The organism is Pseudomonas sp. NBRC 100443 (assembly GCF_030268185.1).
GTDB classification, from domain to species: Bacteria; Pseudomonadota; Gammaproteobacteria; order Pseudomonadales; family Pseudomonadaceae; genus Pseudomonas; species Pseudomonas citronellolis.
The window spans coordinates 82,453-107,788 of record NZ_BSQE01000026.1 but is presented as its reverse complement, the minus strand read 5'-3'; the positions used below and the strand labels follow the sequence as shown (position 1 = coordinate 107,788).

General features: G+C 65.0%; 22 protein-coding genes, 2 pseudogenes and 1 riboswitch. Of the genes and pseudogenes, 8 read left to right on the top strand and 16 right to left on the bottom strand.

The genetic code is table 11. The features are described 5' to 3' along the window. Positions 1-440: 440 nt before the first annotated feature. The gene (locus tag QSJ95_RS27375; RefSeq protein WP_009618000.1) at positions 441-743 is read right to left on the bottom strand and encodes a PsiF family protein; all 303 of its coding nucleotides are present in this window, start codon (positions 741-743) and stop codon (positions 441-443) included. 174 nt (positions 744-917) lie between these two features. Here QSJ95_RS27375 and QSJ95_RS27370 point away from each other — a divergent pair, with 174 nt between their 5' ends. Both QSJ95_RS27370 and QSJ95_RS27365 read left to right on the top strand, forming a co-directional pair. Next, a complete protein-coding gene (locus tag QSJ95_RS27370; protein WP_009617998.1) occupies positions 918-1,142 on the top strand; it encodes a hypothetical protein in 225 nt (74 codons plus the stop codon). Between the two features lie 163 nt (positions 1,143-1,305). After that, a complete protein-coding gene (locus QSJ95_RS27365; protein ID WP_009617996.1) occupies positions 1,306-2,775 on the top strand; it encodes an inorganic phosphate transporter in 1,470 nt (489 codons plus the stop codon). A 99-nt stretch (positions 2,776-2,874) separates the two neighbouring features. On the opposite strand, the gene QSJ95_RS27360 is transcribed toward QSJ95_RS27365, so the two are convergent. Together QSJ95_RS27360 and hutH are read right to left on the bottom strand one after the other, a co-directional pair. Then, positions 2,875-4,257, bottom strand: coding sequence for an L-histidine transporter HutT (locus tag QSJ95_RS27360; protein WP_069861793.1), 1,383 nt, complete (start codon positions 4,255-4,257; stop codon positions 2,875-2,877). 67 nt (positions 4,258-4,324) lie between these two features. Continuing rightward, on the bottom strand, positions 4,325-5,854 hold the full coding sequence (gene hutH / locus QSJ95_RS27355; RefSeq protein WP_069861800.1) for a histidine ammonia-lyase: 1,530 nt from the start codon (positions 5,852-5,854) through the stop codon (positions 4,325-4,327). Between the two features lie 620 nt (positions 5,855-6,474). On the opposite strand from hutH, the pseudogene QSJ95_RS27350 reads away from it, so the two are divergent. The 5 genes and pseudogenes from QSJ95_RS27350 to QSJ95_RS27335 form a co-directional block, all read left to right on the top strand. Beyond that, positions 6,475-6,669: pseudogene (locus QSJ95_RS27350) on the top strand (chemotaxis protein); the annotation flags it as partial. A 159-nt stretch (positions 6,670-6,828) separates the two neighbouring features. Next, complete coding sequence (locus tag QSJ95_RS27345; RefSeq protein ID WP_285646671.1) at positions 6,829-7,305, top strand: prepilin peptidase; 477 nt, start codon at positions 6,829-6,831, stop codon at positions 7,303-7,305. Between the two features lie 121 nt (positions 7,306-7,426). Continuing rightward, a pseudogene (locus QSJ95_RS33100) lies at positions 7,427-8,467 on the top strand (HAMP domain-containing protein); the annotation flags it as partial. A 90-nt stretch (positions 8,468-8,557) separates the two neighbouring features. Then, complete coding sequence (locus QSJ95_RS33095) at positions 8,558-9,322, top strand: methyl-accepting chemotaxis protein (protein WP_374046714.1); 765 nt, start codon at positions 8,558-8,560, stop codon at positions 9,320-9,322. Between the two features lie 564 nt (positions 9,323-9,886). Next, the gene (locus QSJ95_RS27335; RefSeq protein ID WP_285646669.1) at positions 9,887-11,776 is read left to right on the top strand and encodes a methyl-accepting chemotaxis protein; all 1,890 of its coding nucleotides are present in this window, start codon (positions 9,887-9,889) and stop codon (positions 11,774-11,776) included. Between the two features lie 376 nt (positions 11,777-12,152). On the opposite strand, the gene QSJ95_RS27330 is transcribed toward QSJ95_RS27335, so the two are convergent. The 12 genes from QSJ95_RS27330 to QSJ95_RS27275 form a co-directional block, all read right to left on the bottom strand. Continuing rightward, a complete protein-coding gene (locus QSJ95_RS27330; RefSeq protein WP_285646668.1) occupies positions 12,153-13,628 on the bottom strand; it encodes a helicase HerA-like domain-containing protein in 1,476 nt (491 codons plus the stop codon). 81 nt (positions 13,629-13,709) lie between these two features. Next, complete coding sequence (gene pncB, locus QSJ95_RS27325; protein WP_285646666.1) at positions 13,710-14,918, bottom strand: nicotinate phosphoribosyltransferase; 1,209 nt, start codon at positions 14,916-14,918, stop codon at positions 13,710-13,712. Positions 14,919-15,224: 306 nt separating this feature from the next. Then, the gene (locus tag QSJ95_RS27320) at positions 15,225-15,455 is read right to left on the bottom strand and encodes a hypothetical protein (RefSeq protein ID WP_009617982.1); all 231 of its coding nucleotides are present in this window, start codon (positions 15,453-15,455) and stop codon (positions 15,225-15,227) included. Beyond that, positions 15,452-16,156: a lipopolysaccharide kinase InaA family protein gene (locus QSJ95_RS27315; protein ID WP_009617981.1), complete on the bottom strand. Its 705-nt coding sequence runs from the start codon at positions 16,154-16,156 to the stop codon at positions 15,452-15,454. Before QSJ95_RS27315 ends, QSJ95_RS27320 begins: the two co-directional genes overlap by 4 nt. A gap of 2 nt (positions 16,157-16,158) precedes the next feature. Continuing rightward, the gene (locus QSJ95_RS27310) at positions 16,159-16,830 is read right to left on the bottom strand and encodes a class I SAM-dependent methyltransferase (RefSeq protein WP_009617980.1); all 672 of its coding nucleotides are present in this window, start codon (positions 16,828-16,830) and stop codon (positions 16,159-16,161) included. Positions 16,831-16,909: 79 nt separating this feature from the next. Continuing rightward, a complete protein-coding gene (locus QSJ95_RS27305; RefSeq protein WP_009617978.1) occupies positions 16,910-18,187 on the bottom strand; it encodes a sensor histidine kinase in 1,278 nt (425 codons plus the stop codon). Beyond that, positions 18,177-18,860 (bottom strand): response regulator transcription factor, encoded by a 684-nt coding sequence (locus QSJ95_RS27300; protein WP_009617976.1) that lies wholly within the window; start codon positions 18,858-18,860, stop codon positions 18,177-18,179. The genes QSJ95_RS27305 and QSJ95_RS27300 overlap by 11 nt, the downstream gene beginning before the upstream one ends. A gap of 172 nt (positions 18,861-19,032) precedes the next feature. Beyond that, positions 19,033-19,416 (bottom strand): fluoride efflux transporter CrcB, encoded by a 384-nt coding sequence (gene crcB, locus QSJ95_RS27295; RefSeq protein WP_285646663.1) that lies wholly within the window; start codon positions 19,414-19,416, stop codon positions 19,033-19,035. Positions 19,417-19,479: 63 nt separating this feature from the next. Further along, a riboswitch (Fluoride riboswitch) is annotated at positions 19,480-19,542 on the bottom strand. A 289-nt stretch (positions 19,543-19,831) separates the two neighbouring features. Next, positions 19,832-21,472 (bottom strand): chaperonin GroEL, encoded by a 1,641-nt coding sequence (gene groL / locus QSJ95_RS27290; RefSeq protein ID WP_009617969.1) that lies wholly within the window; start codon positions 21,470-21,472, stop codon positions 19,832-19,834. A gap of 46 nt (positions 21,473-21,518) precedes the next feature. Further along, on the bottom strand, positions 21,519-21,812 hold the full coding sequence (locus QSJ95_RS27285; protein WP_009617968.1) for a co-chaperone GroES: 294 nt from the start codon (positions 21,810-21,812) through the stop codon (positions 21,519-21,521). A gap of 192 nt (positions 21,813-22,004) precedes the next feature. After that, complete coding sequence (locus QSJ95_RS27280; protein ID WP_069861814.1) at positions 22,005-22,472, bottom strand: FxsA family protein; 468 nt, start codon at positions 22,470-22,472, stop codon at positions 22,005-22,007. A 64-nt stretch (positions 22,473-22,536) separates the two neighbouring features. Beyond that, positions 22,537-23,274, bottom strand: a complete 738-nt coding sequence (locus QSJ95_RS27275; RefSeq protein WP_276215278.1) for a HugZ family pyridoxamine 5'-phosphate oxidase — start codon at positions 23,272-23,274, stop codon at positions 22,537-22,539. 106 nt (positions 23,275-23,380) lie between these two features. Between QSJ95_RS27275 and QSJ95_RS27270 the strand changes: the two genes are divergently transcribed. Further along, on the top strand, positions 23,381-24,139 hold the full coding sequence (locus QSJ95_RS27270) for an SDR family oxidoreductase (RefSeq protein ID WP_009617962.1): 759 nt from the start codon (positions 23,381-23,383) through the stop codon (positions 24,137-24,139). A 105-nt stretch (positions 24,140-24,244) separates the two neighbouring features. Here QSJ95_RS27270 and QSJ95_RS27265 read toward each other — a convergent pair whose 3' ends face one another. Next, the gene (locus QSJ95_RS27265) at positions 24,245-25,249 is read right to left on the bottom strand and encodes a DUF481 domain-containing protein (protein ID WP_009617960.1); all 1,005 of its coding nucleotides are present in this window, start codon (positions 25,247-25,249) and stop codon (positions 24,245-24,247) included. Between the last annotated feature and the right edge of the window lie 87 nt (positions 25,250-25,336).

The following is a 25,336-nucleotide window of genomic DNA, read 5'->3' as shown; positions in this document are numbered from 1 at the left end:
CCCTCGCGAACTCCCCCGCCACGGAGGCCCGCCCCGAGGGTACGTCCCTGTAGCCCATCGGGGCTCTCGCGACATCCATGTCGCATGACCTCCTGAGCGCCGGTTTCGCTCGGCCTTCTGAAGGGGCATTCCGGTGCGCTTGGATGTTTCTCTGGAAATCCGTAGGGCGAATAACGCTCCGCGTTATCCGCCGTTTGGCCTTGGCGCCCGGCGGCTCCGGGGCTGACCTGGGCGTTGGCTGGGGGCTTGGGTGTGTCGGCGGATAACCGCGAACGGTTATACGCCCTACGGTGGGCTTGGCGTACGGCGTTATCCGCCGAATCGCGGACGGAGTCCGCTCCTACGGTTACAGGGAAGCACGGGCGTAGGAGCGGACCTTGTCCGCGATCGGGTTCACCGGCCACGCCGGACGCCCCGGCCACACCTGCGCCCCGCCCCCGCTATTTCTTCAGGCACCCACTCATGAACGTCTTGCGCTCATCGCCCTTCAGCGCCTTGGCCGCGGCGTCCTTGTTGCACTGGGCCATCTTCTCCTGCTGCGGCGTCAGCTTCTTGCCGGTATCGCCGCCGCCGGCTTTCAGGCAGCTGCTCATGAAGGTCTTGCGCTCATCACCTTTCAGCGACTTGGCGGTGGCGTCGGCGTTGCAGGTCTTCATCTTTTCCTGCTGGGCGGTGTTGGCGGCGAAACCCTGCACCGAGAACAACAGCGCGCACAGCAGCAGGGGAAGGCGGAGCTTGATCATGGAGCGGTCTCCTAGAATGTTGATCGCTTCCTGAGCGTAGCCTGCTGTTACATTTGTGCGAGCTCACCCGCGTGCCCCGGTCACGGCTGACAGCGCCCCGCCAGCGGTTATAATCGCGCCTGCTATGCTTTCCCCGCATATCCCCCCATCAGCCACACGCCATCAGGAACACAGGTGACGAAAGACGAACTGCGCGCCGAACTGGAGCGCCAGGAACAGCGTTACAAGGATGTCTATGGCGGCGAGGTCACCCTCTACGCCGCCCAGCCCGACCCCGACAAGAAGCCCTGGCGCAAGCGCCCGACCGTGCAGGACAAGGCCTTCGACCGGGAACTGGAGAAGATGCAGACCGACCTGCAGAAGGCCCAGCAACGCCAGGCCGAACAGGACGCGAACTGAGCCGCGACGGCCCCCCGAAAACGTTGCAGCGCATTGCCCGCAGCGCTGCAAGCCCCGTGCGACCGGGTGTCGCTGGATTCCGAGAATCGCTTCAGGTTTCAGACGACATCCTATCGCTTCTGGCATAATCGCCGCCCCGTCACCGACCGGTCACAGAAACTTCATGTTCGATCTCTTCAGCGGACTCGACCTCTGGGTAGGCATCAGCCTGGTGCTGGCGCTGGGCTTCGTCCTGGCCTTCGAGTTCATCAACGGCTTCCATGACACCGCCAACGCGGTGGCCACGGTGATCTACACCAAGGCCATGTCGCCCTACCGCGCGGTCATCCTCTCCGGCATCTTCAACTTCCTCGGCGTGCTGCTCGGTGGCGTCGGCGTGGCCTATGCCATCGTGCACCTGCTACCGGTGGAGCTGCTGATCAACGTCAACAGCGGCCACGGCCTGGCCATGGTGTTCTCGCTGCTGGCCGCGGCCATCGCCTGGAACCTGGGCACCTGGTACTTCGGCATCCCCGCCTCCAGTTCGCACACCCTGATCGGCTCGATCCTCGGCGTGGGCCTGGCCAACGCCGTCATCACCGGCGTGCCGCTGGCCGACGGGGTGAACTGGCAGAAGGCGATCGACATCGCCATGTCGCTGATCTTCTCGCCGCTGGCCGGCTTCATCGTCGCGGCCCTGGTGCTGATCGGCCTGAAGTGGATGTACCCGCTGTCGAAGATGCACAAGACCCCGGAAACCCGCCGCGAAGTCGACGAGAAGAAGCACCCGCCGTTCTGGAACCGCCTGGTGCTGGTGCTCTCGGCCATGACCGTGAGCTTCGTCCACGGCTCCAACGACGGCCAGAAGGGCATCGGCCTGATCATGCTGGTGCTGATCGGCATCGTCCCCGCCAAGTTCGTCCTCGACCTCAACAGCACCACCTACCAGATCGAACGCACCCGCGACGCCGCCATCCACCTCAGCCAGTTCTACCAGCGCCACACCGACGTGCTCGGCGACATGCTCGCCCTGGGCAAGGGCGCCGACGGCGAGATGCCCGAGCTGTACCGCTGCGAAGCGAAGCAGACCGAATCCACCCTCAAGGGCCTGCTGAGCGACATCAAGGGCATCTCCAGCTACAACGAGCTGTCCGCCGACAGCCGCGTGCAGGTGCGCCGCTACCTGCTGTGCCTGGACGACACCGCGAAGAAGGTCGGCAAGCTCGACAGCCTGCCGGCGCGCGAGAAGGCCGACCTGGAGAAGCTGCGCAAGGACCTGACCAGCACCACCGAATACGCGCCCTTCTGGGTGATCATCGCGGTGGCCCTGGCCCTGGGCGTGGGCACCATGGTCGGCTGGAAACGCGTGGTGCTCACCGTCGGCGAGAAGATCGGCAAGCAGGGCATGACCTACGCCCAGGGCATCAGCGCCCAGCTCACCGCCACCGCGGCGATCGGCATGGCCAACCTCTACAGCCTGCCGGTGTCCACCACCCACGTGCTGTCCTCGGGCGTGGCCGGCACCATGGTCGCCAACCGCAGCGGCCTGCAGGGCGGCACCGTGCGCAACATCCTGATGGCCTGGATCCTCACCCTGCCCACCTCCATGGCCCTGGCCGCCGGCCTGTTCTGGCTGGCCTCGCGCTTCTACTGACGGCCCCGCCGACGCCTGCCCCATTCACGACGCCTGCCCAGTGCAGGCGTCGTGCTTTTCAGACCTTACGCGCCTAAGGCAGGCGGCGATAAAGCAGGCTCAATCGGTAATGCCCTCCCCTGCGTTGCCTGGGCGCAGGCGGAACCAGAAAATGGCCGTCAAGATCGCAAGCCATACGAGCCCTGCCCATAAGGCCATTTGCGTTTTGGAAAAGGCTCCCAGCACGACGAAGATGAACAGCATGAAAGCGATTGCGGCAGCTGGGGCATACGGCCATAAAGGCACGCGGTATTTCAGTGCCTTGGCTTCTTGAGCACTCATGCTCCTGCGCATCGCCACCTGCGACAGCAGGATCATCAGCCACACCCAGACAGTGGCGAATGTGGCGGTGGAGGCGATCAGCAGGAAAACATTCTCCGGGATCAGGTAATTCAGTACCGCGCCAAGCAGCAGCGCAATCGCCATCACGACAACGGTCATCCAGGGCACACCTTTTTGGGACACCCGCGCAAATACCGCGGGCGCTTGCCCTTGCTTGGCCATCCCATAAAGCATGCGCCCCGCCCCGAAAACATCGCTATTGATCGCCGACACCGCCGCGGATATCACCACAACGTTGAGTATCGCCGCTGCAGAGTTGATGCCCAGCCCGCTGAAAATCTGTACGAAGGGGCTCCCCTGCGTGCCAATCTGCGGCCAGGGGAAAATCGACATCAGCACGAAGAGCGTCAGGACGTAGAAAAGCAGGATTCGCACCGGCACGGCGTTGATGGCTCGTGGCAAAACGCGCTGCGGGTCGCGGGCCTCTCCCGCCGTTACGCCAATGATCTCGATTCCGCCAAAGGCGAACACCACAACGGCGAAGGAAGCTATCAATCCCTCGATCCCATGGGGCATGAAGCCGCCATGGACCCAAAGATTCTGGACGCCGGTGGCCGCTGCCGACTCCGCCAGGCCGTAACCAAAGAGCATGATGCCGAGGCCGGCGAGGATCATCATTACGATGGCCCCCACCTTCACGAGCGATAGCCAGAACTCGAGTTCGCCAAATACCTTCACGGTGCAAAGGTTCAACGCCCCGATGAAGAAGATGATCGACAGCACCCAGATCCATCGAGGCACTTCTGGAAACCAGAAGCCCATGTAGATCCCAAATGCCGTCACGTCGGCCAGGCAAACGATGACCATCTCGAAAGCGTAGGTCCACCCCGTGATGAAACCCGCCAGTGGCCCCAAGTAGGTGCTGGCGTACTCGCCAAATGAGCCCGGTGCGGGATTGCGAACCGCCATCTCCCCCAGTGCGCGCATCACCATGTATACCGCGATGCCCGCTATGACATAGGCAGCCAATACGGCGGGGCCGGCCATCTGAATGGCCGAGGCGGAACCATAGAAAAGGCCAGTACCGATCGCCGACCCCAAGGCGATGAAGCGAATGTGGCGGGCGCTCAGACCACGTTGAAGTTCAGTTTTTGCTGTCATTCCCTTGCTCTCCTGATTGTTCTTATGGGACAGGGTTGCAAGGCGCCCTCGCGGGCGCCAGTCAGCCCTAGAGGCTGGGCAGAAGCTTTGCCGGCATCAGCGCGTTGAGGCAGCCGCTGGCAAGCAAGCTGCTTGCAGCCTCGATGTCAGGAGCAAAGAAGCGGTCCTCCTGGTAATACGGAACCTCGTGCCGCAGAAGCCTGCGGGCTTCCTCGAGCGGCAGGGATGACTTCAGACCCTCCCTGAAGTCCAGCCCCTGGCAGGCGCCAAGCCATTCGACGGCAATAATTCCGCGGACGTTCTCCGCCATGCTCCAGAGCCGCTTGCCGGCGTTCGGAGCCATCGACACGTGGTCCTCTTGGTTGGCGGAAGTGGGCAGGCTGTCGACACTGGCGGGGTGAGCGAGTGCTTTGTTGTCGCTGGCAAGCGCTGCCGCGGTGACCTGGGCAATCATGAACCCGGAATTGACCCCACCGTTCTCGACGAGGAACGGCGGCAACTGGGACATGTGGCGGTCCATCATCAAGGAGATACGCCGCTCGGACAGTGCGCCGATCTCGGCAAGCGCCAAGGCTATATTGTCGGCGGCCATCGCCACCGGCTCGGCGTGGAAATTACCGCCGGAAACTACCTCGGCTTGCTCGGCAAACACCAAAGGGTTGTCTGAAACCGCGTTGGCCTCGATCTGCAGGACCGTGGCGGCATTGCGCAGCTGGGTCAGGCATGCCCCCATGACTTGCGGTTGGCAACGTAGGGAGTACGGGTCTTGAACCTTTTCGCACTGCGCGTGAGAGCTGCCGATCTCGCTGCTCTCGGTCAGCAGGCTTCTATATGCCGCGGCGGCATCAATCTGGCCTGGCTGGCCTCGAGCATCGTGTATACGGGCGTCGAATGGCGCTCGCGAGCCGAGCATGGACTCCACGCTCAGCGCCCCACAGACGGTAGCGGCCGCATACAGATCTTCGGCCTCGAACAAGCCTCGAAGGGCGTATGCCGTCGAAACCTGCGTTCCGTTAAGCAGCGCGAGCCCCTCCTTGGCAGCGAGTGTCATGGGTTCCAGGCCCACAATGGCGAGTGCCTCGCACGCTGGCAACCATTGTCCCCGATAACGCGCCTTGCCTTCTCCAAGCAGCACCAGGGACATGTGTGCCAAAGGCGCGAGGTCGCCCGATGCTCCAACAGACCCTTTCAAGGGAATATGCGGGTACACCTCGGCATTGATGAGCGCGACCAAGGCATCGATCACCTTGCGACGGATGCCGGAGAGGCCCCGGGCAAGGCTATTCACCTTCAGCAACATGATCAGCCGAACCATGGCATCATCCAGTGCCTCGCCCACGCCGGCGGCGTGCGAGAGCACCAATGAGCGTTGCAGCTTTTCAAGCTCGTCGGAGGCGATACGCGTCGAGGCTAGAAGGCCAAACCCGGTGTTGATTCCATAGGCCGTCCGGCCTTGGGCGATGATGTCTTCCACACATGCAACGCTGGCATTGATGGCGTTATTGCAGGAGGCGTTCAGTACAACCCGTAGAGGCTGGCGATAGGCTTTGCGCAGATCACTTAGCTGAAGGTTGCCGGCAGTCAGGTGAAGTTCCAAATCAGGGGTCTCCTTTATAGGCCGCCAAGGGGCGGGGTCCTTGTGATGCACATCGGCAGGAGGACTCCATGCGGTAAGCGGCATGAACCTGGCTCCCAAAGGGGCCGTTCCCCCTGCATCTCAAATTTATACATGTACATACAAGTATGTGCAAATAAAGGGCCAGCCGGTATTCATACCATCAATAAATATTAAGCCATTGAAAAATATAGTATTTTTAAATGCTCGAAGAAAATCAGAGGAGCGCCTTTTCGGCACTGGGGTGTTCGGTAACGAGAAATAGCGGTGTGTGGGGTGTTCTCACACTGTCGCGTCCTTCTTCGGAACGGGTGAATCTGCTCTTCGTTCTCGCGAACGCTTTTCTCTGCACTTCAGCTCTGCCCGCTACCGTTCGTCCACCTACCCAAAGCTTCTGACAGAAAATGCCGACTTCTAATCTGGAGGCCGCGAATAGCCGGCCCCCCAGCCCTGGACAAGGGCTTCGCGGCCAGGAGCGCCAACCCGGCCGGCCGCCACCCGCGTGACCGGCCACCTCCGCCGCCCACCCCGCGCGGACCCATAACACGGAACTCGGGCTCACCGTCGAGCCCGTCAACCACTGGCCCCTCCTGGACGACTCGATGATGAAGAACCTGACGTTCAGCCACAAAATACTGCTGGCCGCTTCCCTGGTGGTTTTTGCCGCCTTTGCCCTCTTCACGCTGTACAACGACTCCCTGCAGCGCAATGCCATCCGCGCGGACCTGAAGTCCTACCTGCAGGAAATGGGCGAGGTCACCGCGAGCAACACCCAGAACTGGCTGAGCGGGCGCATACACCAGTCGACTCGCGAAATCGCCGGTACCGCGCGCCAACTGCATGACGTATCGCAACTGGTGGTCAACGCCTCCGATGCCTCGCACCACGCCAGCGACGCCTGCCCCGCGCAGGCGTCGCCTGGCCATCCGGGCCTGACCTGAGCAGGACACGAGCGAATGCTGGCGACATGGATGCTGCTCGGTTGGCTGGCCGCCTGTGCCTACCAGGACCTGCGCCGCCGCAAGGTGGACAACCTGCTGACCCTCGGCGGCCTGGCCGCGGCCGCCGCCTACCTGTACCTGCACGGCCACAGCCTGACCCAGCATTCCGTGGCGGCCGCCCTTGCCGCGGCGGCCCTGGGCCTCGCGCTGAGCCTGCCCGGCTACTGGCTCGGCAAGCTGGGCGCGGCGGACGTCAAGCTGCTGGCCGCGCTGGGCCTGGCCAGCGACCCCGACACCCTGCTCTACAGCCTGGGCCTGGCCTGCCTGGCGACGCTGCTGCTGATGCTGGGCAGCAGGCTTTCGATCGACTCGAACAGGCTTCCGCAGCCCGTCGTGGCGCGGCTGAAATCCTTCGATGTCAGCCGTTCCAAGTCATTTCCCTTCGTTTTCTCGATCTTTGCCGGCTATCTGCTGCAACTGGCATTCACCTGAACGATGCCCGCGGGATCCGTCATTCTTTTCTGACGTCATTTTCCCATCACAAAGCTAAAGTCCTACAGAAGACGGCCGATACAACCTGCCCACACCGTCGTTCCCGCAGGATGCTCTACCCATGCTTCGCTCGCTGTCCTTCGCCAAGAAGATCCTTCTGGCGGCCTCCCTCGTGGTGATCTTCGCCTTCGCCTGCTTCATCTTCTTCAACGACTTCCGCCAGAGCCGCGCCATCCAGGAGGACACCGACTCCTACCTGCGCGAGATCGGCAGCCTCACCGCCAGCAATATCCAGAGCTGGCTGGAAGGCCGCATCCACCTGGTGGAGATGGAAGCCGCGCAACTGGCCGATGGCGAGCCCACCGCCGAGCGCATCCAGCACGTGCTGGAGCAGCAGGTGCTGCAGCGGAACTTCGAATCGGTGTACCTGGGCGAGGCCGCCAGCGGCGTCTTCACCATGCGCCCCTACTCGCCCATGCCCGACGGCTACGACCCGCGCCAGCGCGGCTGGTACAAGGACGCCGCGGCCGCCGGCCGGCTGATCGTCACCGAGCCCTTCCTCGACGCCGGCACCAAGGAGCAGATCCTCGCCATGTCCATGCCGGTCATGCGCAACGGCCAACTGGTCGGCGTGGCCGCCGGCGACATGAAGCTGCAGACCATCACCGCCATCCTCAACTCGCTGAAGTTCGACGGCGACGGCTATGCCTTCCTGGTCAGCGACGCCGGCAAGATCCTCCTGCACCCGGACGACGCGAAGGTGTTCAAGAACCTCACCGAGGTCTACCCGCATGGCGCGCCGCAGGTTCGCCCCGGGGTGCAGGAAGTGCAGGTCGACGGCCATACGCAACTGGTCTCCATGACCCGCGTCGAGGGCCTGCCGGGGGTGTCCTGGTACGTCGCCCTGGTGCTGGACAAGAGCGCCGCCTACGCCATGCTCAGCGACTTCCGCACCTCGGCGGTGATCGCCACCCTGGTCGCCATCGTCGCGATCATCTTCCTGCTGGGCATGCTGATCCGCGTGCTGATGCAGCCACTCACCGACATGGGCCGCGCCATGCAGGACATCGCCCAGGGCGAGGGCGACCTGACCAAGCGCCTGAAGGTCGACAGCCGCGACGAGTTCGGCCTGCTGGCCGAGGCCTTCAACCGCTTCGTCGCGCGCATCCACGAATCCATCCGCGAAGTGGCCGGCACCGCGCGCCAGCTGCATGACGTGTCGCAGCTGGTGGTCAACGCCTCCAACTCGTCCATGGCCAACTCCGACGAGCAGGCCACCCGCACCAACAGCGTGGCCGCGGCGATCAACGAACTGGGCGCCGCCGCCCAGGAAATCGCCCGCAACGCCGCCGACGCCTCGCACCACGCCAGCGACGCCAGCCACCAGGCCGGCGACGGCCGTCAAGTAGTGGAGCAGACCATCGCCGCGATGAACCAGCTGTCGGAGAAGATCAGCTACGCCAGCACCCACATCGAGGCGCTGAACAGCCGCACGGTGAACATCGGGCAGATCCTCGAAGTGATCAAGGGCATCTCCGAGCAGACCAACCTGCTGGCGCTCAACGCCGCCATCGAAGCCGCCCGCGCCGGCGAGGCAGGCCGCGGCTTCGCCGTGGTGGCCGACGAGGTGCGCAATCTGGCGCACCGCGCCCAGGAATCGGCGCAGCAGATTCAGGGCATGATCGAGGAACTGCAGGTGGGCGCCCGCGAGGCGGTCACCACCATGGGCGAAAGCCAGCGCTACAGCCTGGAAAGCGTGGAGATCGCCAACCGCGCCGGCCAGCGCCTGGCCAGCGTGACCGGGCGGATCAGCGAAATCGACGCGATGAACCAGTCGGTGGCCACCGCCACCGAGGAGCAGACCGCGGTGGTCGATTCGCTGAACATGGACATCACCGAGATCAACACCCTCAACCAGGAAGGCGTGGAAAACCTCCAGGCCACCCTGCGCGCCTGCGCCGACCTGGAGGCCCAGGCCGGGCGGCTGCGGCACCTGGTGGACAGTTTCCGCATCTGATCCGCCATCCATGAACAAGGCGCCTGCGGGCGCCTTTTTCATGTTCGCAAGATGCCATCTGTAGGAGCGGGCCCTGCCCGCGAATCGCGCGCAGGGCGCGCTCCTACAAGGGTGCGAGGCATGGGCACCCGTAGGGCGTATAACCGTTCGCGGTTATACGCCGATACACCTCATCCACAGGCCAACCTCCTGGCCGAGCCCGGAATGCGCGGAAACAGAGGTTCGGGCTCGACCATGCAAGGGCCTGGAACCAAGGCCAAGCGGCGTATAACGCGGAGCGTTATACGCCCTACACACTTCTCTGCCTTTCACCCTCCGGCCGCTACCGTTCGTCCGCCTCGCTAAAGCTTCCTACGGAAAATGCCGACTTCTTGTCTGAAGGCCGCATCAGCCGGCGCTTCAGCCCCGGGCAAGGGCTTCCCGGCACAGGAGTGCCACCGGCCGCACGTCACCCGCGGGCGGCTCCACCGCCGACCCACCCGGCGCGCGGTCTGTAGTCCGGGGGCTCGGAACCATCGCCGAGGCCCCCAAATCACTGGCCCCATCCCTGGATGCAAAAACAAGATGATGAAGAACCTGAAGTTCAGCCACAAAATACTGCTGGCCGCTTCTCTGGTGGTTTTCGCCGCATTCGCGCTCTTCACCCTGTACAACGACTCCCTGCAGCGCAACGCCATCCGCGCGGACCTGGAGTCCTACCTGCAGGAAATGGGTGAAGTCACCGCCAGCAACATCCAGAACTGGCTCAGCGGGCGCATCCTGCTGGTGGAGCACACCGCCCAGAGCATCGGCCGCGACAGCGCGCCGGCCAGCCTCGGCGGCCTGCTGGAGCAGAAGGCGCTGACCTCGACCTTCAGCTTCACCTACCTCGGCCAGGCCGACGGCACCTTCACCATGCGCCCGGACGACAAGATGCCCGACGGCTACGACCCGCGCACCCGCCCCTGGTACAAGGACGCCCTGGCCGCCGGCGGCACCACCCTGACCGAACCCTACGTCGATGCCGCCACCGGCCAGCTGATCATCACCATCGCCACGCCGGCCCAGGCCGCCGGCAAGACGGTGGGCGTGGTCGGCGGCGACCTCAACCTGCAGGCCATCGTGCAGATCATCAACTCGCTGGACTTCAGCGGCATGGGCTACGCCTTCCTGGTCAGCGGCGACGGCAAGGTGCTGGTCGCCCCGGACAAGCAGCAGGTGATGAAGAACCTCAGCGAAATCTACCCGCAGAACACCCCGCGGATCGGCAACGGCTTCAGCGAGAGCGAACTCAACGGCGCCACCCGCATCCTCGCCTTCGCCCCGGTCAAGGGCCTGCCTTCGGTGAACTGGTACATCGGCCTGTCCATCGACAAGGACAAGGCCTACGCCATGCTCAGCACCTTCCGCACCTCAGCGGTGATAGCCGCGCTGGTCGCCATAGTCACGATCCTCCTGCTGCTGGGCATGCTGATCCGCGTGCTGATGCAGCCGCTCACCGCCATGGGCCGCGCCATGCAGGACATCGCCCAGGGCGAAGGCGACCTGACCAAGCGCCTGGCCGTACACAGCCGCGACGAGTTCGGCGCCCTGGCCGAAGCCTTCAACCGCTTCGTCGAGCGCATCCACGAGTCCATTCGTGAAGTAGCCGGCACCGCGCGCCAACTGCATGACGTGTCGCAACTGGTGGTCAACGCCTCCAACTCGTCCATGGCCAACTCCGACGAGCAGGCCAACCGCACCAACAGCGTGGCCGCGGCGATCAACGAGCTGGGCGCCGCCGCCCAGGAGATCGCCCGCAACGCCGCCGATGCCTCGCACCACGCCAGCGACGCCAGCCACCAGGCCGGCGACGGCCGTCAGGTAGTGGAGCAGACCATCAGCGCGATGAACCAGCTGTCGGAGAAGATCAGCTACGCCAGCACCCACATCGAGTCGCTGAACAGCCGCACGGTGAACATCGGGCAGATTCTCGAAGTGATCAAGGGCATCTCCGAGCAGACCAACCTGCTGGCGCTCAACGCCGCCATCGAAGCCGCCCGCGCCGGCGAGGCGGGCCGCGGCTTCGCCGTGGTGGCCGACGAGGTGCGCAACCTAGCGCACCGCGCCCAGGAGGCCGCGCAGCAGATCCAGGGCATGATCGAGGAACTGCAGGTGGGCGCCCGCGAGGCGGTCACCACCATGGGCGAGAGCCAGCGCTACAGCCTGGAGAGCGTGGAGATCGCCAACCGCGCCGGCCAGCGCCTGGCCAGCGTGACCGGGCGCATCAGCGAGATCGATGCGATGAACCAGTCGGTAGCCACCGCCACCGAGGAACAGACCGCGGTGGTCGACTCGCTGAACATGGACATCACCGAGATCAACACCCTCAACCAGGAGGGCGTGGAGAACCTCAAGGCCACCCTGCGCGCCTGCGCCGACCTGGAGACCCAGGCCGGGCGGCTGCGGCAGTTGGTGGACAGCTTCCGTATCTGAACCGCCATCCATGAACAAGGCGCCTGGGGGCGCCTTTTTCATGTTCGCAAGAGGCCACCTGCAGGAGCGGGCCTTGCCCGCGAATCGCGCGCAGGGCGCGCTCCTACAGGGGTGCGGGGCATGGGCACCCGTAGGGCGAATAACCGTTCGCGGTTATACGCCGATACACCGATCTCATGCCCGGCCCATCGCGGACGGAGTCCGCTCCTACGGTTCCAGGAAGCACGGCTTTTCGTAGGATGGCGTTGAGCGAAGCGATACCCATCAGCGCAACCGCATGGGTTTCGCAAGCTCAACCCATCCTACGAAGAGCACCTCGGCGCAAGACAGTTGCTCCTACGTTGCAGGCGAGCACGGCTGTAAGCGATATGCCCACCTACCGCCGCTTGCCCCCCAGCAGCGAGCCCATCAGCCCGCGCACCAGTTCGCGGCCGATCTGGTTAGCGGCCTGGCGCACCACGGTCTTCATGGTCTGGCTGGCCAGGTTGCCGAGGATTTCCCCGGCCATGCTGCCCAGGCTGCTGCCAACGTCGGCCTTGGTTTCGCTGGGCGCCATCTTCTCGTCGGTGCGCCCGGTCAGGCGTTCGTAGGCCGATTCGCGGTCGATCGGCTTGTCGTAGCGCCCGGCCAGCGGCGAGGTGCGGATGATCTGCGCGCGCTCGGCGTCGGTCAGCGGGCCGATGCGCGACTGCGGCGGGGCGATGGCCACGCGCTGGACCATGGCCGGGGTGCCCTTCTCTTCCAGGGTGCCCACCAGCGCTTCGCCGATGCCCAGTTCGGTGAGCACCTTCAGGGTGTCGAACGCCGGGTTCGGGCGGAAGCCGTCGGCCACCGCGCGCAGGGATTTCTGCTCCTTCGCGGTGAAGGCGCGCAGGCCGTGCTGAATGCGCAGGCCGAGCTGGGCCAGGACGTCGTCCGGCAGGTCGCTGGGCGACTGAGTGACGAAGTACACACCCACGCCCTTGGAACGGATCAGCCGCACCACCTGCTCCAGGCGGTCGTGCAGGGCTTTGGGCGTGCCGTTGAACAGCAGGTGCGCCTCGTCGAAGAACAGCGCCAGCACCGGCTTGTCGGCATCGCCGCGCTCGGGCAGTTGCTCGAACAGTTCCGACAGCAGCCAGAGCAGGAAGGTGGCGTAGACCTTGGGCGCCTCGTGCACCAGCTTGCTGGCGTCGAGCAGGTGGATGCGCCCGCGGCCGTCGGAATCCGGGCGCAGGATGTCTTCCAGTTGCAACGCCGGCTCGCCGAAGAAGGCCTCGGCGCCCTGCTGCTCGAGGGTCGCCAGGCGCCGCAGCAGCGCCTGGGACGAGGCGCCGGTGAACAGCGCGCGGTCGTCGCCGAGCACTTCCGGGTGGTCCTTGAGGTAATTGAGCAGCGCCTTGAGGTCCTTCAGGTCGAGCAGCAGCAGGCCCTGCTGGTCGGCCACCTTGAAGGCGGCGAAGAGCGCGGCCTGCTGGCTGTCGGTCAGCTCCAGCAGGTTGCCCAGCAGCAGCGGGCCCATCTCGCTGAGGGTGGTGCGCAGCGGGTGGCCGCTGTGGCCGGCGACGTCCCACAGGCTCACCGGGTAGGCCTTGGCCTGGTAGCCCAGCCAGGGCATCGAGGCGATGCGCTCGGCCACCTTGCCCTGGGGGTTGCCCGCCGCGCCCAGGCCGCAGAGGTCGCCCTTGATGTCGGCGGCGAACACCGCGATGCCGGCATCGCTGAAGCTCTCGGCCAGGTGCTGCAGGGTCACCGTCTTGCCGGTGCCGGTGGCGCCGGCGATCAGGCCGTGGCGGTTGGCCAGCTTCCACGGCTGGCTGACGGGCTGGCCATCGGGACCGGCGCCGATGATGAGTTGGTTGCTTGCTGACATCCTTGCTCCCCTGGTGAACGGAAGGTCACCCGGCAAGACTGGCGCTTCGCGCGCCCGAGCGCAACGGCGCCGCAGCGCTTTTCAGCCGCGGGCCTCGTCGACGCGGAAGACGTGCTTGAGGTAGCGGCCGAAATTCTCGTCGTTGCATTGCATCTTGCCCGGAGTATCGGAGATTTTCGCCACCGGCTGGCCGTTGCAGGCGGTCATCTTCAGCACGATGTTCATCGGCTCGACGCCGGGGATGTCGCAGGTGAAATGGGTGCCGATGCCGAAGCTGACGTCGATGCGCCCGCGCAGCGAGCGGTAGATGTGCAGCGCGCGCGGCAGGTCGAGGCCGTCGGAGAACACCAGGGTCTTGCTGCGCGGGTCGATGCCGAGGCTCTCGTAGTGGGCAATGGCCTTCTCCGCCCAAAGCAGCGGGTCGCCGGAATCGTGGCGCAGGCCGTCGAAGAGCTTGGCGAAGTACAGGTCGAAGTCGCGCAGGAAGGCGTCCATGGTGATCACGTCGGTCAGGGCGATGCCCAGTTGGCCGCGGTACTCGCGGACCCAGGCGTCCAGCGCGGCGGCCTGGCTGTCGATCAGCCGCGGGCCGAGCTGCTGATGGGCCATCAGCCATTCGTGGGCCATGGTGCCCAGCGGCTTGAGGTCGAGCTTGCGCGCCAGGTGCACGTTGCTGGTGCCGACGAAACGCCCGGGGAAACTCGCCTTCAGCTCGCGCACCACGCATTCCTGCACGGCATAGGAGAAGCGCCGGCGGGTGCCGAAGTCGGCCATCTTGAAGCCGGCCAGCTCCTCGGCGCTGGCCTCGCGGCGCAGCCAGTCGAGCTTGTCGCTCAGGCGCTCGCGCACCAGGTCGAGGGTCACCTGTGGATAACGCTGCAGGTTGCGCGCCTCGCTGATGCTGGCCAGCACCGGCACCTCGAAGAGGATCACGTGCAGCCAGGGGCCTTTCAGGCGCAGGAAGAACTCGTCGTTCTCGATGCCGGTCTGCACGTAGCGCATGTTGAAGCGGAACAGGCCGAGGAAGCGGATGAAGTCCGGCTTGAAGAAGGGAATGCGTTCGAGGAAGGCCAGTTGCTCGCTGCTGAAGCTCAGCCCGGCCAGCGCCTCGATGCGCTCGCGGATGCGCGCCAGGTAGGGGCGCAGGTCTTCGCGGTTGCGGCAACGGAACTCCCACTCCACCTCGACGTTGGGGTAGTTGTGCAGCACCGCCTGCATCATGCTCAACTTGTAGAAGTCGGTATCCAGCAGGTTCTGCACGCCGAAGGGGGTGAATGCGGACTCAGCCATGCTCGCCTCTCGCTTGTCGTCAGCTTGCAGTCTAACGGGATGTGTTCGGCAGACGCAGAAAATCCGTAGCCCTCCGGCAAACACAAGACCCGTAGGATGGCGTTGAGCGGAGCGATACCCATCCGTTGAGGCGCGCCTTGGCGAAGCCGGCAAGACAGTTGCTCCTACGAGTTCAGGGAGGCACGGGCAGACTTTGTCCGCGATTGGATTCACCGGCCACGCCGGGCCCCGGCGCATCATGAAAAATGCCGTTTCCCCCATAGGGAGAAACGGCATTCTTTTCTTCACCGCCGAGGCGGACCCTGCTCAACGTGGCGCGCTGACACCACCCTGCGACATGCCGAAGAGGAACAGCAGCAGATCGTGGTCCGGCCGCGCCGCCTGTTTGGCCTGCACGTTCGCCGGCACACGGCAGCTGGCCTGCTCGCCATGGGAGCCGATCACCTCGGGACCCGGCTCATGCCAGGCAGCCGCCGCCAGCGTTGCCACGCCCAGGGCGCCAACGAGGAGCAAACTTCGTGTGATTTCTAGTTTCATGCCTGCAACCCTTTGATGGCGCTGCCAAACGCCGCCTCGTAACCATAGACAAAGGCTTGCCATTGCGCTTCCGTCCACGACGAACGGCGCTTCACCTGGCGCAGGTCGTGGCGGGCCGCGCGGCGGGCGCTGAAGCGCTGGCGGGCTTTTTCCAGGTCGATCAGGGCGACGTCGATCTGCTCGCCCTCGACCTTGACGAAGACATGCTTGAGGTACAGGCAACCATGCTGCCAGCGGCCCAGGTTAAGCCTGGCGAGGGTCTTGCCGTACTGCTGCAGGATGCGCTGGTGCACGGCCTCGCCCCAGCGCTCGTGGTCACCGCGGGCGTAGCAGTCTTCCAGGCTCGAGTAGCCGTCCAGCGACTCGGTGACCAGCAGCGCCTGCCATTCGCCGTCCACTTTGCGGCAGCCGGCGTAGACCAGGGTCGGCACCTTGACGCCCAGGCTCGCGGCGGCCTGCAGCGCATCGCGCTCGCGGATGGCGGTCGGGTAGCCGAAGGGGTGCAGCAGGTCGCGGTAGATATGCCCGACCTGCTGCTTGCGGTAGAGCAGGCGGCCATCGTCGGTCAGCACGCGCTGGACCCCGCTTTCGCCGCCCCGCCGCCGATTCGGCTCCTCTACCCATTTGCCGGGAATCTGCAACCAGCGATCGATGGCATCTTCACCGGAAATTCGCTGCAGAGCTGCCAAATCAGCGCCCATCATTACTCCTTACGCAGAATGTAGACCCGCCACATGTGCACCAGCGGGACGAAATCGATATGGTCCTGCACCGAGAAACCGGCCTGGCGGAACTCCTCCTCGATGCTGCGGGCAGGAATCACGAAGCGGTTCTGGTACGCGTGCTTCTTGCGCCCTTCCTCGGCGCGACGGCGTTTCCAGGCCTTGAAGTTGCCGTCGACCCACAGCGAGAGGATCACGCTGTCGCGGGTCACGCGGTGGAACTCGCGCAGCATGGTCATGCGGTCGCTCGGTTCACCGATGTGGTGCATCAGGCGCATGCTGAAAATGCTGTCGACGGCGTTGTCCGGCAAATCGATGGCGAACGCCGAAGTCTGCAAAGGCCGCACGCGTTTGACAACCTCCTCCGGCTGGCCGGCGCAGGCCACGGCGATCATGTCGGCGGAATTGTCCGCGCCGATGATCACCCGGTTGTCCTTCTCGGCCAGCATCGGCCAGAAGCGACCGGCGCCGCACGGCAGGTCCAGCACCAGGTTCGGCTGGCCGGCCAGCTTGAGTGCCTGGCGGGCGATCTGGACATCGCGCCAATGGGAAAGTTTCCGGGACAGCCCACTGCGATGCTTGCGCAGGTAGCGCTCGGCATGCTGACGGTCGTACTTCTGGGAAAACTCAAGCTCGACGGGCTTGTCGCTCATGATGGGGTTCCTGCTCATTTTTTATACGAAACTAAGGGTGATTCTGTATCCATGCGGTCATGCGCATGTGAAAAATTCGTCAAGGCTCGCCCACCAGGCGAACCTCGAAACGGCATCCGTGCGGTTGCGCCGGCGTGAGGCCGACTTCCCAGCCTTCCGCCGCGCAGATCCGCTTCACCAGCGAAAGGCCCAGGCCAAGGCCCTCGCCGCGCTGTTGCGGGCCGCGGACGAAGGGCTGGAACATGCGCTCGCGCTGCTCCTCGGGGATGCCCTGGCCACTGTCCTCGACGACGAAACCGCTGTCGGTCAATTGCAAGCGGATATGTCCGGCGTCCGTATAGTGCATGGCGTTGCGCAACAGATTGCTCATCACCGAGCGCAGGAAAGCCGCGTTGTATTCCTCCGGCGGCACTCCCTGCACCTCGTAGATCAGCTGCAGCCCCTTGGCCTCGATGGGCCCGCGCCATTGCCCGGCCAGGTCGTCGGCGATGCGCTGCAGGCCGGCCCGCGGGGCGATGTCCAGTTCCTTGGTGCGCGAGCGCGCCAGCATCAGGAAGGTCTGCACCAGGTCGCGCATTTCCTCGCTGGCGCTGGCGATCCGCGCCAGTTGGGTGCGCGCCTTCGGGCTCAGGCCCGGTTCCTCGGCGAGCAGCTCGCTGCTGGTGGCGATCACCATCAGCGGCGTGCGCAGTTCGTGGCTGACGTCGCTGGTGAACAGCTTCTCGCGGGTCAGCACCTGGTGCAGTTGGCCGATCGCATAGTCGAAGGCCTCGGCCAGTTCGCCGACCTCGTCGTGGGCGTAGTCCGGCGCCAGCGGCGGCGCCAGGTCCAGCAACTGGTCGCGGTGGCGCACCTGGCGCGCCAGGCGCACCACCGGCTCCATCACCTTGCGCGAGAGCAGCCAGCCGAGCAGGCCGGCCAGCGCCAGGCTGAGCACGTAGCCGGTCACCACGGCGGCGTACAGCACCTGCTCACGCGCCTCGAAATCGCTCTGGTCCTGCAGCAGCACGTAGCGGCGGCCGTCGGTGTCGCGCACCAGCGCGTGGAACGACAGCTCACCGTCGAACACTTCGTGGAAGCCCGACTCCAGGCGCCGCAGCGCCGGCGGCATGGCATAGATGCCGACGCCATCGCTGACGAAGAAGCGCATGCCCGGGTCCAGCCGCGGGCCCCTGCCGCTGTGCAGGTCCTCGTTGATGATGCGGTCCAGTTCGCCGCCCAGGTCACGGGAGATCAGGCGTTCCTCGACCACGTGCACCACGCCGACGATGCTCAGGGAAAACAGGCCGCCGACCAGCGCGGTCATGAACACGAAGGCAAAGACGATCCGGCGGGAAAGGCTCTGCCTATACTCCATTCGTTTCCTCCGCCAGGCGGTAGCCGACACCGTGGACGGTGTGCAGCAACGGCAGGGCGAAAGGCTTGTCGATCACCTGGCGCAGTTGATGCACGTGGCTGCGCAGGCTGTCGCTGTCCGGGCAGTCGTCGCCCCAGACGGCTTCCTCGAGCACGTCGCGGCGCACCACGTGGGGGCTCTTCTGCATCAGCACGGCCAGCAGCTTGAGGCCGATGGGGTTGAGCTTGAGCGCCTTGCCGGCGCGGTTCACTTCCAGGGTGTCGAGGTTGTAGCTCAGGTCCGCCACCTGCAGCTCGCGGCGGCCGCCGCCCTGGGTCCGGCGCAGCACCGCCTCGATGCGCGCGGCCAGCTCCGACAGGGCGAAGGGCTTGAGCAGGTAGTCGTCGGCGCCGGAGCGGAAGCCTTGCAGGCGGTCATCCAGTTGGTCGCGGGCGGTCAGCATGATCACCGGGGTGTCGCGCCGCGCGTCTTCGCGCAGGCGCCGGCACAGGGTGAAACCGTCCAGGCCGGGCAGCATCACGTCCAGGACGATCAGGTCGTAGTGCGCGGTGGCCGCCAGGTGCAGGCCGGACAGGCCGTCCTGCGCGCAATCCACCGTGTAACCCTTGAGCCCCAGGTAATCCGCCATATTGGCCAGGATGTCCCGGTTGTCTTCCACCAACAGAATCCGCATGTTCCTCTCCGCTTTGCAGGGCACCCTAGACTAGCTCGCTTAATTGGAACTTAAGCGTCTTTGACGTTTTTTTCACAAAGCGCCAGGCCGCGCCAGCCGGGGCGTGAAGGGGATCGCGGGAGAGGTGTCGCGAAGAGTCGCGGGGGCGAACTCGCAGCGCCCCCGCGGCGGTTCATCTGCCCATCAGCCAGTTGCCGGTGAACAAGCCGAGCAGGGTCATCGCCAGGGAGCCGCAGACATGCACGGCGACCGCGCCCATGGCCCAGGCCAGGCGGCCTTCCTGCAGCAGGGTGACGACCTCGGCGGAGAAGGTCGAGAAGGTGGTCAGGCCGCCGCAGAAGCCGGTGATGATCAGCAGCCGCCACTCCGGCGCTATGCCCTGGGCGCTGGCGAAGTAGGCGACGGCGACGCCGATGATGTAGCCGCCGATCAGGTTGGCGGCCAGGGTGCCGGGAGGGAGGTTGGGCATCAGGCTGTTCAGCTTGAGGCCGAGGTACCAGCGCAGCAACGCGCCGATGGCGGCGCCGAGGGCGATGGCGAGAACGGGTTTCCACATGATCCTGTCCTTGAGGGGCTTTCGGACAGGCCGCAGGCGAACGCCTACGCGCCTGGTCCAGGTGAATGCGTAGGCATCATCAGCCACGGGGGCGGTTGAAGGAGGAATGCCATCTCCTGCGCGGCACATCTTGGCACAAAGGGCCGGAAACGAAAAAGCCCCGCCGAAGCGGGGCTATTTCTCGGCCTGGGGCCGGGTGACTAAGAACCTATCTACGATCTGCTGCGCGTCGGCATAACTGCGTTAAAAACAGACGAGTGATGCTCATTTAGCGGACTAAACTCGAACGCGAGCCCGGTGCTTCCCTCGCCTGTTTTGACTCGCTGCGCTCGCCCTTCGGGCCAGCCTTCGGCTGTTACTCCCGTTGGTCGTTGCGCCTTGCTCTGCTCTAGCTCGCGAGATCGTAAACAGGCTCTTACATCATGCCGCCCATGCCACCCATGCCGCCCATGTCCGGCATGGCCGGAGCGGCCTTGTCGTCCACCACTTCGGCAACCATGGCCTCGGTGGTGATCATCAGGCCGCCGATGGAGGCAGCGGCCTGCAGGGCCGAACGGGTGACCTTGGCCGGGTCCAGGATGCCCATCTCGATCATGTCGCCGTAGACACCGGTAGCGGCGTTGAAGCCGAAGTTGCCGGAACCTTGCTTGACCTTGTCGACCACCACGCTCGGCTCGTCGCCAGCGTTGGCGACGATCTGGCGCAGCGGGGATTCGACGGCGCGGCGCAGCAGGGCGATGCCGACGTTCTGGTCTTCGTTGTCGCCCTTCAGGCCTTCGATGGCCTGCAGTGCGCGCACCAGGGCCACGCCACCGCCGGGGACCACGCCCTCTTCCACCGCAGCGCGGGTAGCGTGCAGGGCGTCTTCGACGCGGGCTTTCTTCTCTTTCATCTCGACTTCGGTGGCAGCGCCGACCTTGATCACGGCAACACCGCCGGCCAGCTTGGCCAGGCGCTCTTGCAGCTTCTCGCGGTCGTAGTCCGAGGAGGTCTCTTCGACCTGCTTGCGGATCTGGGCGACGCGGGCCTCGATGTCGGCCTGGGCGCCGGCGCCGTCGATGATGGTGGTGTTTTCCTTGTTGATGGTCACGCGCTTGGCGTTACCCAGGTGCTCCAGGGTAGCGCCTTCCAGGCTCAGACCGACCTCTTCGGAGATGACGGTACCGCCGGTCAGGACGGCGATGTCCTGCAGCATGGCCTTGCGGCGATCGCCGAAGCCCGGGGCCTTGACGGCGGCGACCTTGACGATGCCGCGCATGTTGTTGACCACCAGGGTGGCCAGGGCTTCGCCCTCGACGTCCTCGGCGACGATCAGCAGCGGACGGCCGGCCTTGGCGACAGCTTCCAGCACCGGCAGCATTTCGCGGATGTTGGAGATCTTCTTGTCGACCAGCAGCAGCAGCGGGTTTTCCAGCTCGGCCACCATGGTGTCCGGCTTGTTGATGAAGTAGGGCGACAGGTAGCCGCGGTCGAACTGCATGCCTTCGACGACGGACAGTTCGTTTTCCAGGCCCGAGCCTTCTTCGACGGTGATGACGCCTTCTTTACCGACCTTGTCCATGGCTTCGGCGATGATCTGGCCGATGGATTCGTCGGAGTTGGCGGAGATGGTGCCGACCTGGGCGATGGCCTTGGAGTCGGCGCACGGCTTGGCCAGGTCCTTCAGCTGGGCGACGATGGCGATGGTGGCCTTGTCGATGCCGCGCTTCAGGTCCATCGGGTTCATGCCGGCGGCAACGGCCTTCAGGCCTTCGTTGACGATGGCCTGGGCCAGGACGGTGGCGGTGGTGGTGCCGTCACCGGCGGCGTCGTTGGCCTTGGAGGCAACGTCTTTCACCAGTTGGGCGCCCATGTTCTCGAACTTGTCCTTCAGTTCGATTTCCTTGGCGACGGACACGCCATCCTTGGTGATGGTCGGTGCGCCGAAGGACTTGTCCAGCACGACGTTGCGGCCTTTCGGGCCGAGGGTGGCCTTGACGGCATCGGCCAGGACGTTCACGCCGACCAGCATTTTCTTGCGAGCGGAATCGCCGAATTTGACTTCTTTAGCAGCCATGTTCTGTTTCCTCTAAATCGAATTCAGTGGGGTTGGGGCGGACTGATCAGTCTTCCAGGACGGCGAGGATCTCGGACTCGCCCATCACCAGCAGTTCTTCGCCGTCGACCTTGATGGCGTTGCTGCCCGAGTAGGGGCCGAACACCACCTTGTCACCCACTTTCACTGCCAGAGCGCGAACTTCGCCGTTGTCCAGCACGCGGCCGGCACCGACGGCGACGACTTCGCCACGGTTCGGCTTCTCGGCGGCGGAACCCGGCAGCACGATGCCGCCTGCGGTCTTGGTTTCTTCCTCGCTGCGACGGATGACGACGCGATCATGCAGAGGACGAAGCTTCATAGTCGTAACTCTCCCAAACAGTGGTTTACAACGGCCGGATCAGTGTCCGGCAGGTTTTGTTGAAGCCGGCTTCGCCGGTTTGCGGCCCGACGGGCGAGCCGCGTAAGACAGCCTGTCCGAATGACAGGGACCTTGCGGTGCCTGCTACATGAGGTCGTCGTGGGGCATTTCAAGGCCGTGAAGAAAAAATTTTCAGCGCAGGCGATCGTTGTCGCGGCGTTCGAACTCGCCCTCGATCACGTTCGGCCCATGCGGGCCGCGGGATTGCGCCGACGGGTCGCCGGCGAAGGCGCGGCGCCGCTCTTCCTGCTCGCGCATGCGCCGGCGCAGGCCGCCCAGCAGCAGGCTGCGGGTGAACGGCAGCAGGCAGAGCAGGCCGAAGACGTCGCTGATGAAGCCCGGCAGCATCAGCAGGGCGCCGCCGACGGCGATCAACAGACCCTCGAGCATTTCCTGCTCGGGCATCTCGCCGCGGGCCAGGCGCTCGCGGGCGCGCCACAGGGTGGCCAGGCCGGCCACGCGCAGCAGCGCCGCGCCGAGGAAGGCGCCGGCGACCAGCAGCAGGAGGGTCCAGCCCACGCCGATGACGCTGCCGACCTTGATCAGCACGGCCAGTTCGATCAGCGGGAAGAGCAGCAGGAAGAACAGGGTAACTCGCATTTCAGGGGTCCTTGGCGGGGCGTCGGCCCGGATATTCAGTAGTTGGCGCCGACACCCGCCTATTTCAAGCCTGGATCACCTCGGTACCCGGCCAGGCCTGCGCCCGCGCCAGTTGCACCAGCGCCTGGCGAACCTCGCCGGGGTTGGCGCAGGGCGCCGGGAACGGCAGCCAGTGGAGGATGGAGCCGACGCGCAGATGGAAACCTTCCGTATCGATTCCCGCCAGCTCCGGGGCCTCGCCCACCGGCAGGCCGGCCAGCTCCAGGTAATGCACGATGGCGTTGGCGTGGTCCTGGTTCATGTGCCCGACCATGCTCCGCTCCACCTCGCCGACGAAGGGGTTGGCCAGCGGCACGCTGTCGGCGCCCAGCCAGTGGATGTCGCCGAAGCCGCCGATGAAGCGCCACTGCACCGGCTGCAGCACCCAGAAGTCGAAGTCGTGGGCCGTGTGGTAGTCGCGCGAGCCGGGGAAGAAGCGGTAGTAGCGCTCCGCCGCGGCCTCGATCTCCTCGACGTCTTCCAGCGGCCGGGCCTCGGCCAGCAGGGTCAGGCGGCCGGCGGCCTGGATGTCGTCGGCGCCGCGCTCGCCGACCAGCAGCGAGCACTTGGCATCGGCCTGCAGGTTGTGGGTGTGCTGGGCGATCCGGCTGATCAGGATCAGCGGCCGGCCGGCGCCGTCCAGGCAGTATGGAACCACCGAGCCGAAGGGGTAGCCCGGCCACTTCTTCGACTGGGTGGAAAGCACTGCCCGGTATTCCTTGAGCAGCAATTCTCGGGCATTCTTGGCAGCTTTCACGCTCACCTTATGACTCCTCGCTAAGAATCCGTCGCAAACGGACGGGCACAGAAAATTCGTTCACCGTTGCCGGCGAGGCCAATCACTCGACATTGCCGTGGGGATTCCAACCATGCAATTGCAAGACAAGGTCATCATCATCACCGGCGGCGGCCAGGGCCTGGGCCGCGCCATGGGCGAGTTCCTCGCCGCCAAGGGAGCGAAACTGGCGCTGGTCGACCTGAACCAGGAGAAACTGGACGAGGCCGTCGCCGCCTGCAAGGCCGCCGGCGGCGACGCCCGCGCCTACCTGTGCAACGTGGCCAACGAGGAACAGGTTAGCCACATGGTGGCCCAGGTGGCCAGCGACTTCGGCGCCATCAACGGCCTGGTGAACAACGCCGGCATCCTGCGCGACGGCCTGACCATCAAGGTCAAGGACGGCCAGTTGAGCAAGATGAGCCTGGCCCAGTGGCAGGCGGTGATCGACGTCAACCTGACCGGCGTGTTCCTCTGCACCCGCGAAGTGGCGGCGAAGATGATCGAGCTGGACAACCAGGGCGCGATCGTCAACATCTCCAGCATCTCCCGCGCCGGCAACATGGGCCAGGCCAACTACTCCGCGGCCAAGGCCGGCGTCGCCGCCGACACCGTGGTCTGGGCCAAGGAACTGGCGCGCTACGGCATCCGCGTGGCCGGCGTGGCGCCGGGCTTCATCGAGACCGACATGGTCGCCAGCATGAAGCCCGAGGCCCTGGAGAAGATGACCAGCGGCATCCCGCTCAAGCGCCTGGGCCGCCCGGACGAGATCGCCCACTCGGTGGCCTACATCCTCGAGAACGACTACTACACCGGCCGCGTGCTGGAGCTGGATGGCGGGTTGAGATTGTAAAGCCCTAAGCCCTAAGCCCGAAGCTGGAAGCTGGAAGCTGGAAGCTGGAAGCTGGAAGCGCCCTCCCGCCTCCAGCTTCTAGCTTCTAGCCTCCAGCTAATTTACTTACCACCCCACCCCGATCCCCAGCGTATAGCGCCGCTGGTTCACCCCGCCGTCCTCGGCGCTCAGGCGGTCCCATTCGCCTTTCAGGCTCAGCGCCGCCCAGGAGGTCAGCTTGTAGCGGACGCCCGCCTCGCTCTCCACCTCGTAGTCCACCTTCGACGACAGCGGCTTGCCCACCTCGCCGTTGGTGAATATCTCGAACTGCTTGGCGAACAGGTAGCGGTTGTAGTCCCACTTCACGCTCGCCGAGTAGAAATGGTCCTTCTCGCCATCGACAAAGTCGTAGTCGTTGCGGTTGACCAGGGTGGCCAAGGAGAAGGCGCCCAGCTCGTTGTCCCAGAACTGGTAGCCGGGGCCGGTACCGACGGTGCGCTTCTTCTCCAGGTCCTCGACCCAGTCGCGCTTGTATTCCACCTTGCCCTGCCAGAACCAGTGCTCGTCCAGGAAGCGGTCCAGGGCGTATTCGGCGGAATAGTTGTTGACGCTGACCGAGTCGTCCTTCTTCTCGCGGTTGTACTCGCCCTGCAGGTTGTGCCGCCACATGCCGTGGCGGGCGTTGGTCTTGAAGTCGACGTCGTAGTCCTCGACGTCGTTCTCGGCCATGGTGTGGTCGACGGAGAAGTCCACCTGGCCCTTCCATACCCAGTCCTGCAGCAGCGGGCGCGGCGGCACTATCTGCTCGATGCTGGCCAGCGGTATCGTCTCCTCGGCGCCGTTGACCAGGGTGACCTTGCCCGGCTCGGCGGCCTTCAGGCCCTTGGAGTGCTCGCCGGTGGCGTCCTCGTCGTGCTTGACCAGCAGGTTCTGCTCGGTCTGCAGGGTGGCGATCTTGTCGCCGGTCAGGGTGACCTCGCCGGCATAGTCGGTGGCCAGCACCAGGCGACCCCCATCGTAGAGCTTGATCTTGCCGGTCAGCCGGTCACCGTTCTTCAACCAGACGGTATCGGCCAGGGAAGTCAGGGGAGCGGCGGCGACGGCAAGGCACAGCAGGGTTCTCGACAGCATGAGCGGCATTCAATTCGGATGGCTGGAAAAAAAGCCGGGCATTATCCGCATACCCGACACCAGAGCAACGACTGACCGGGCCCCATG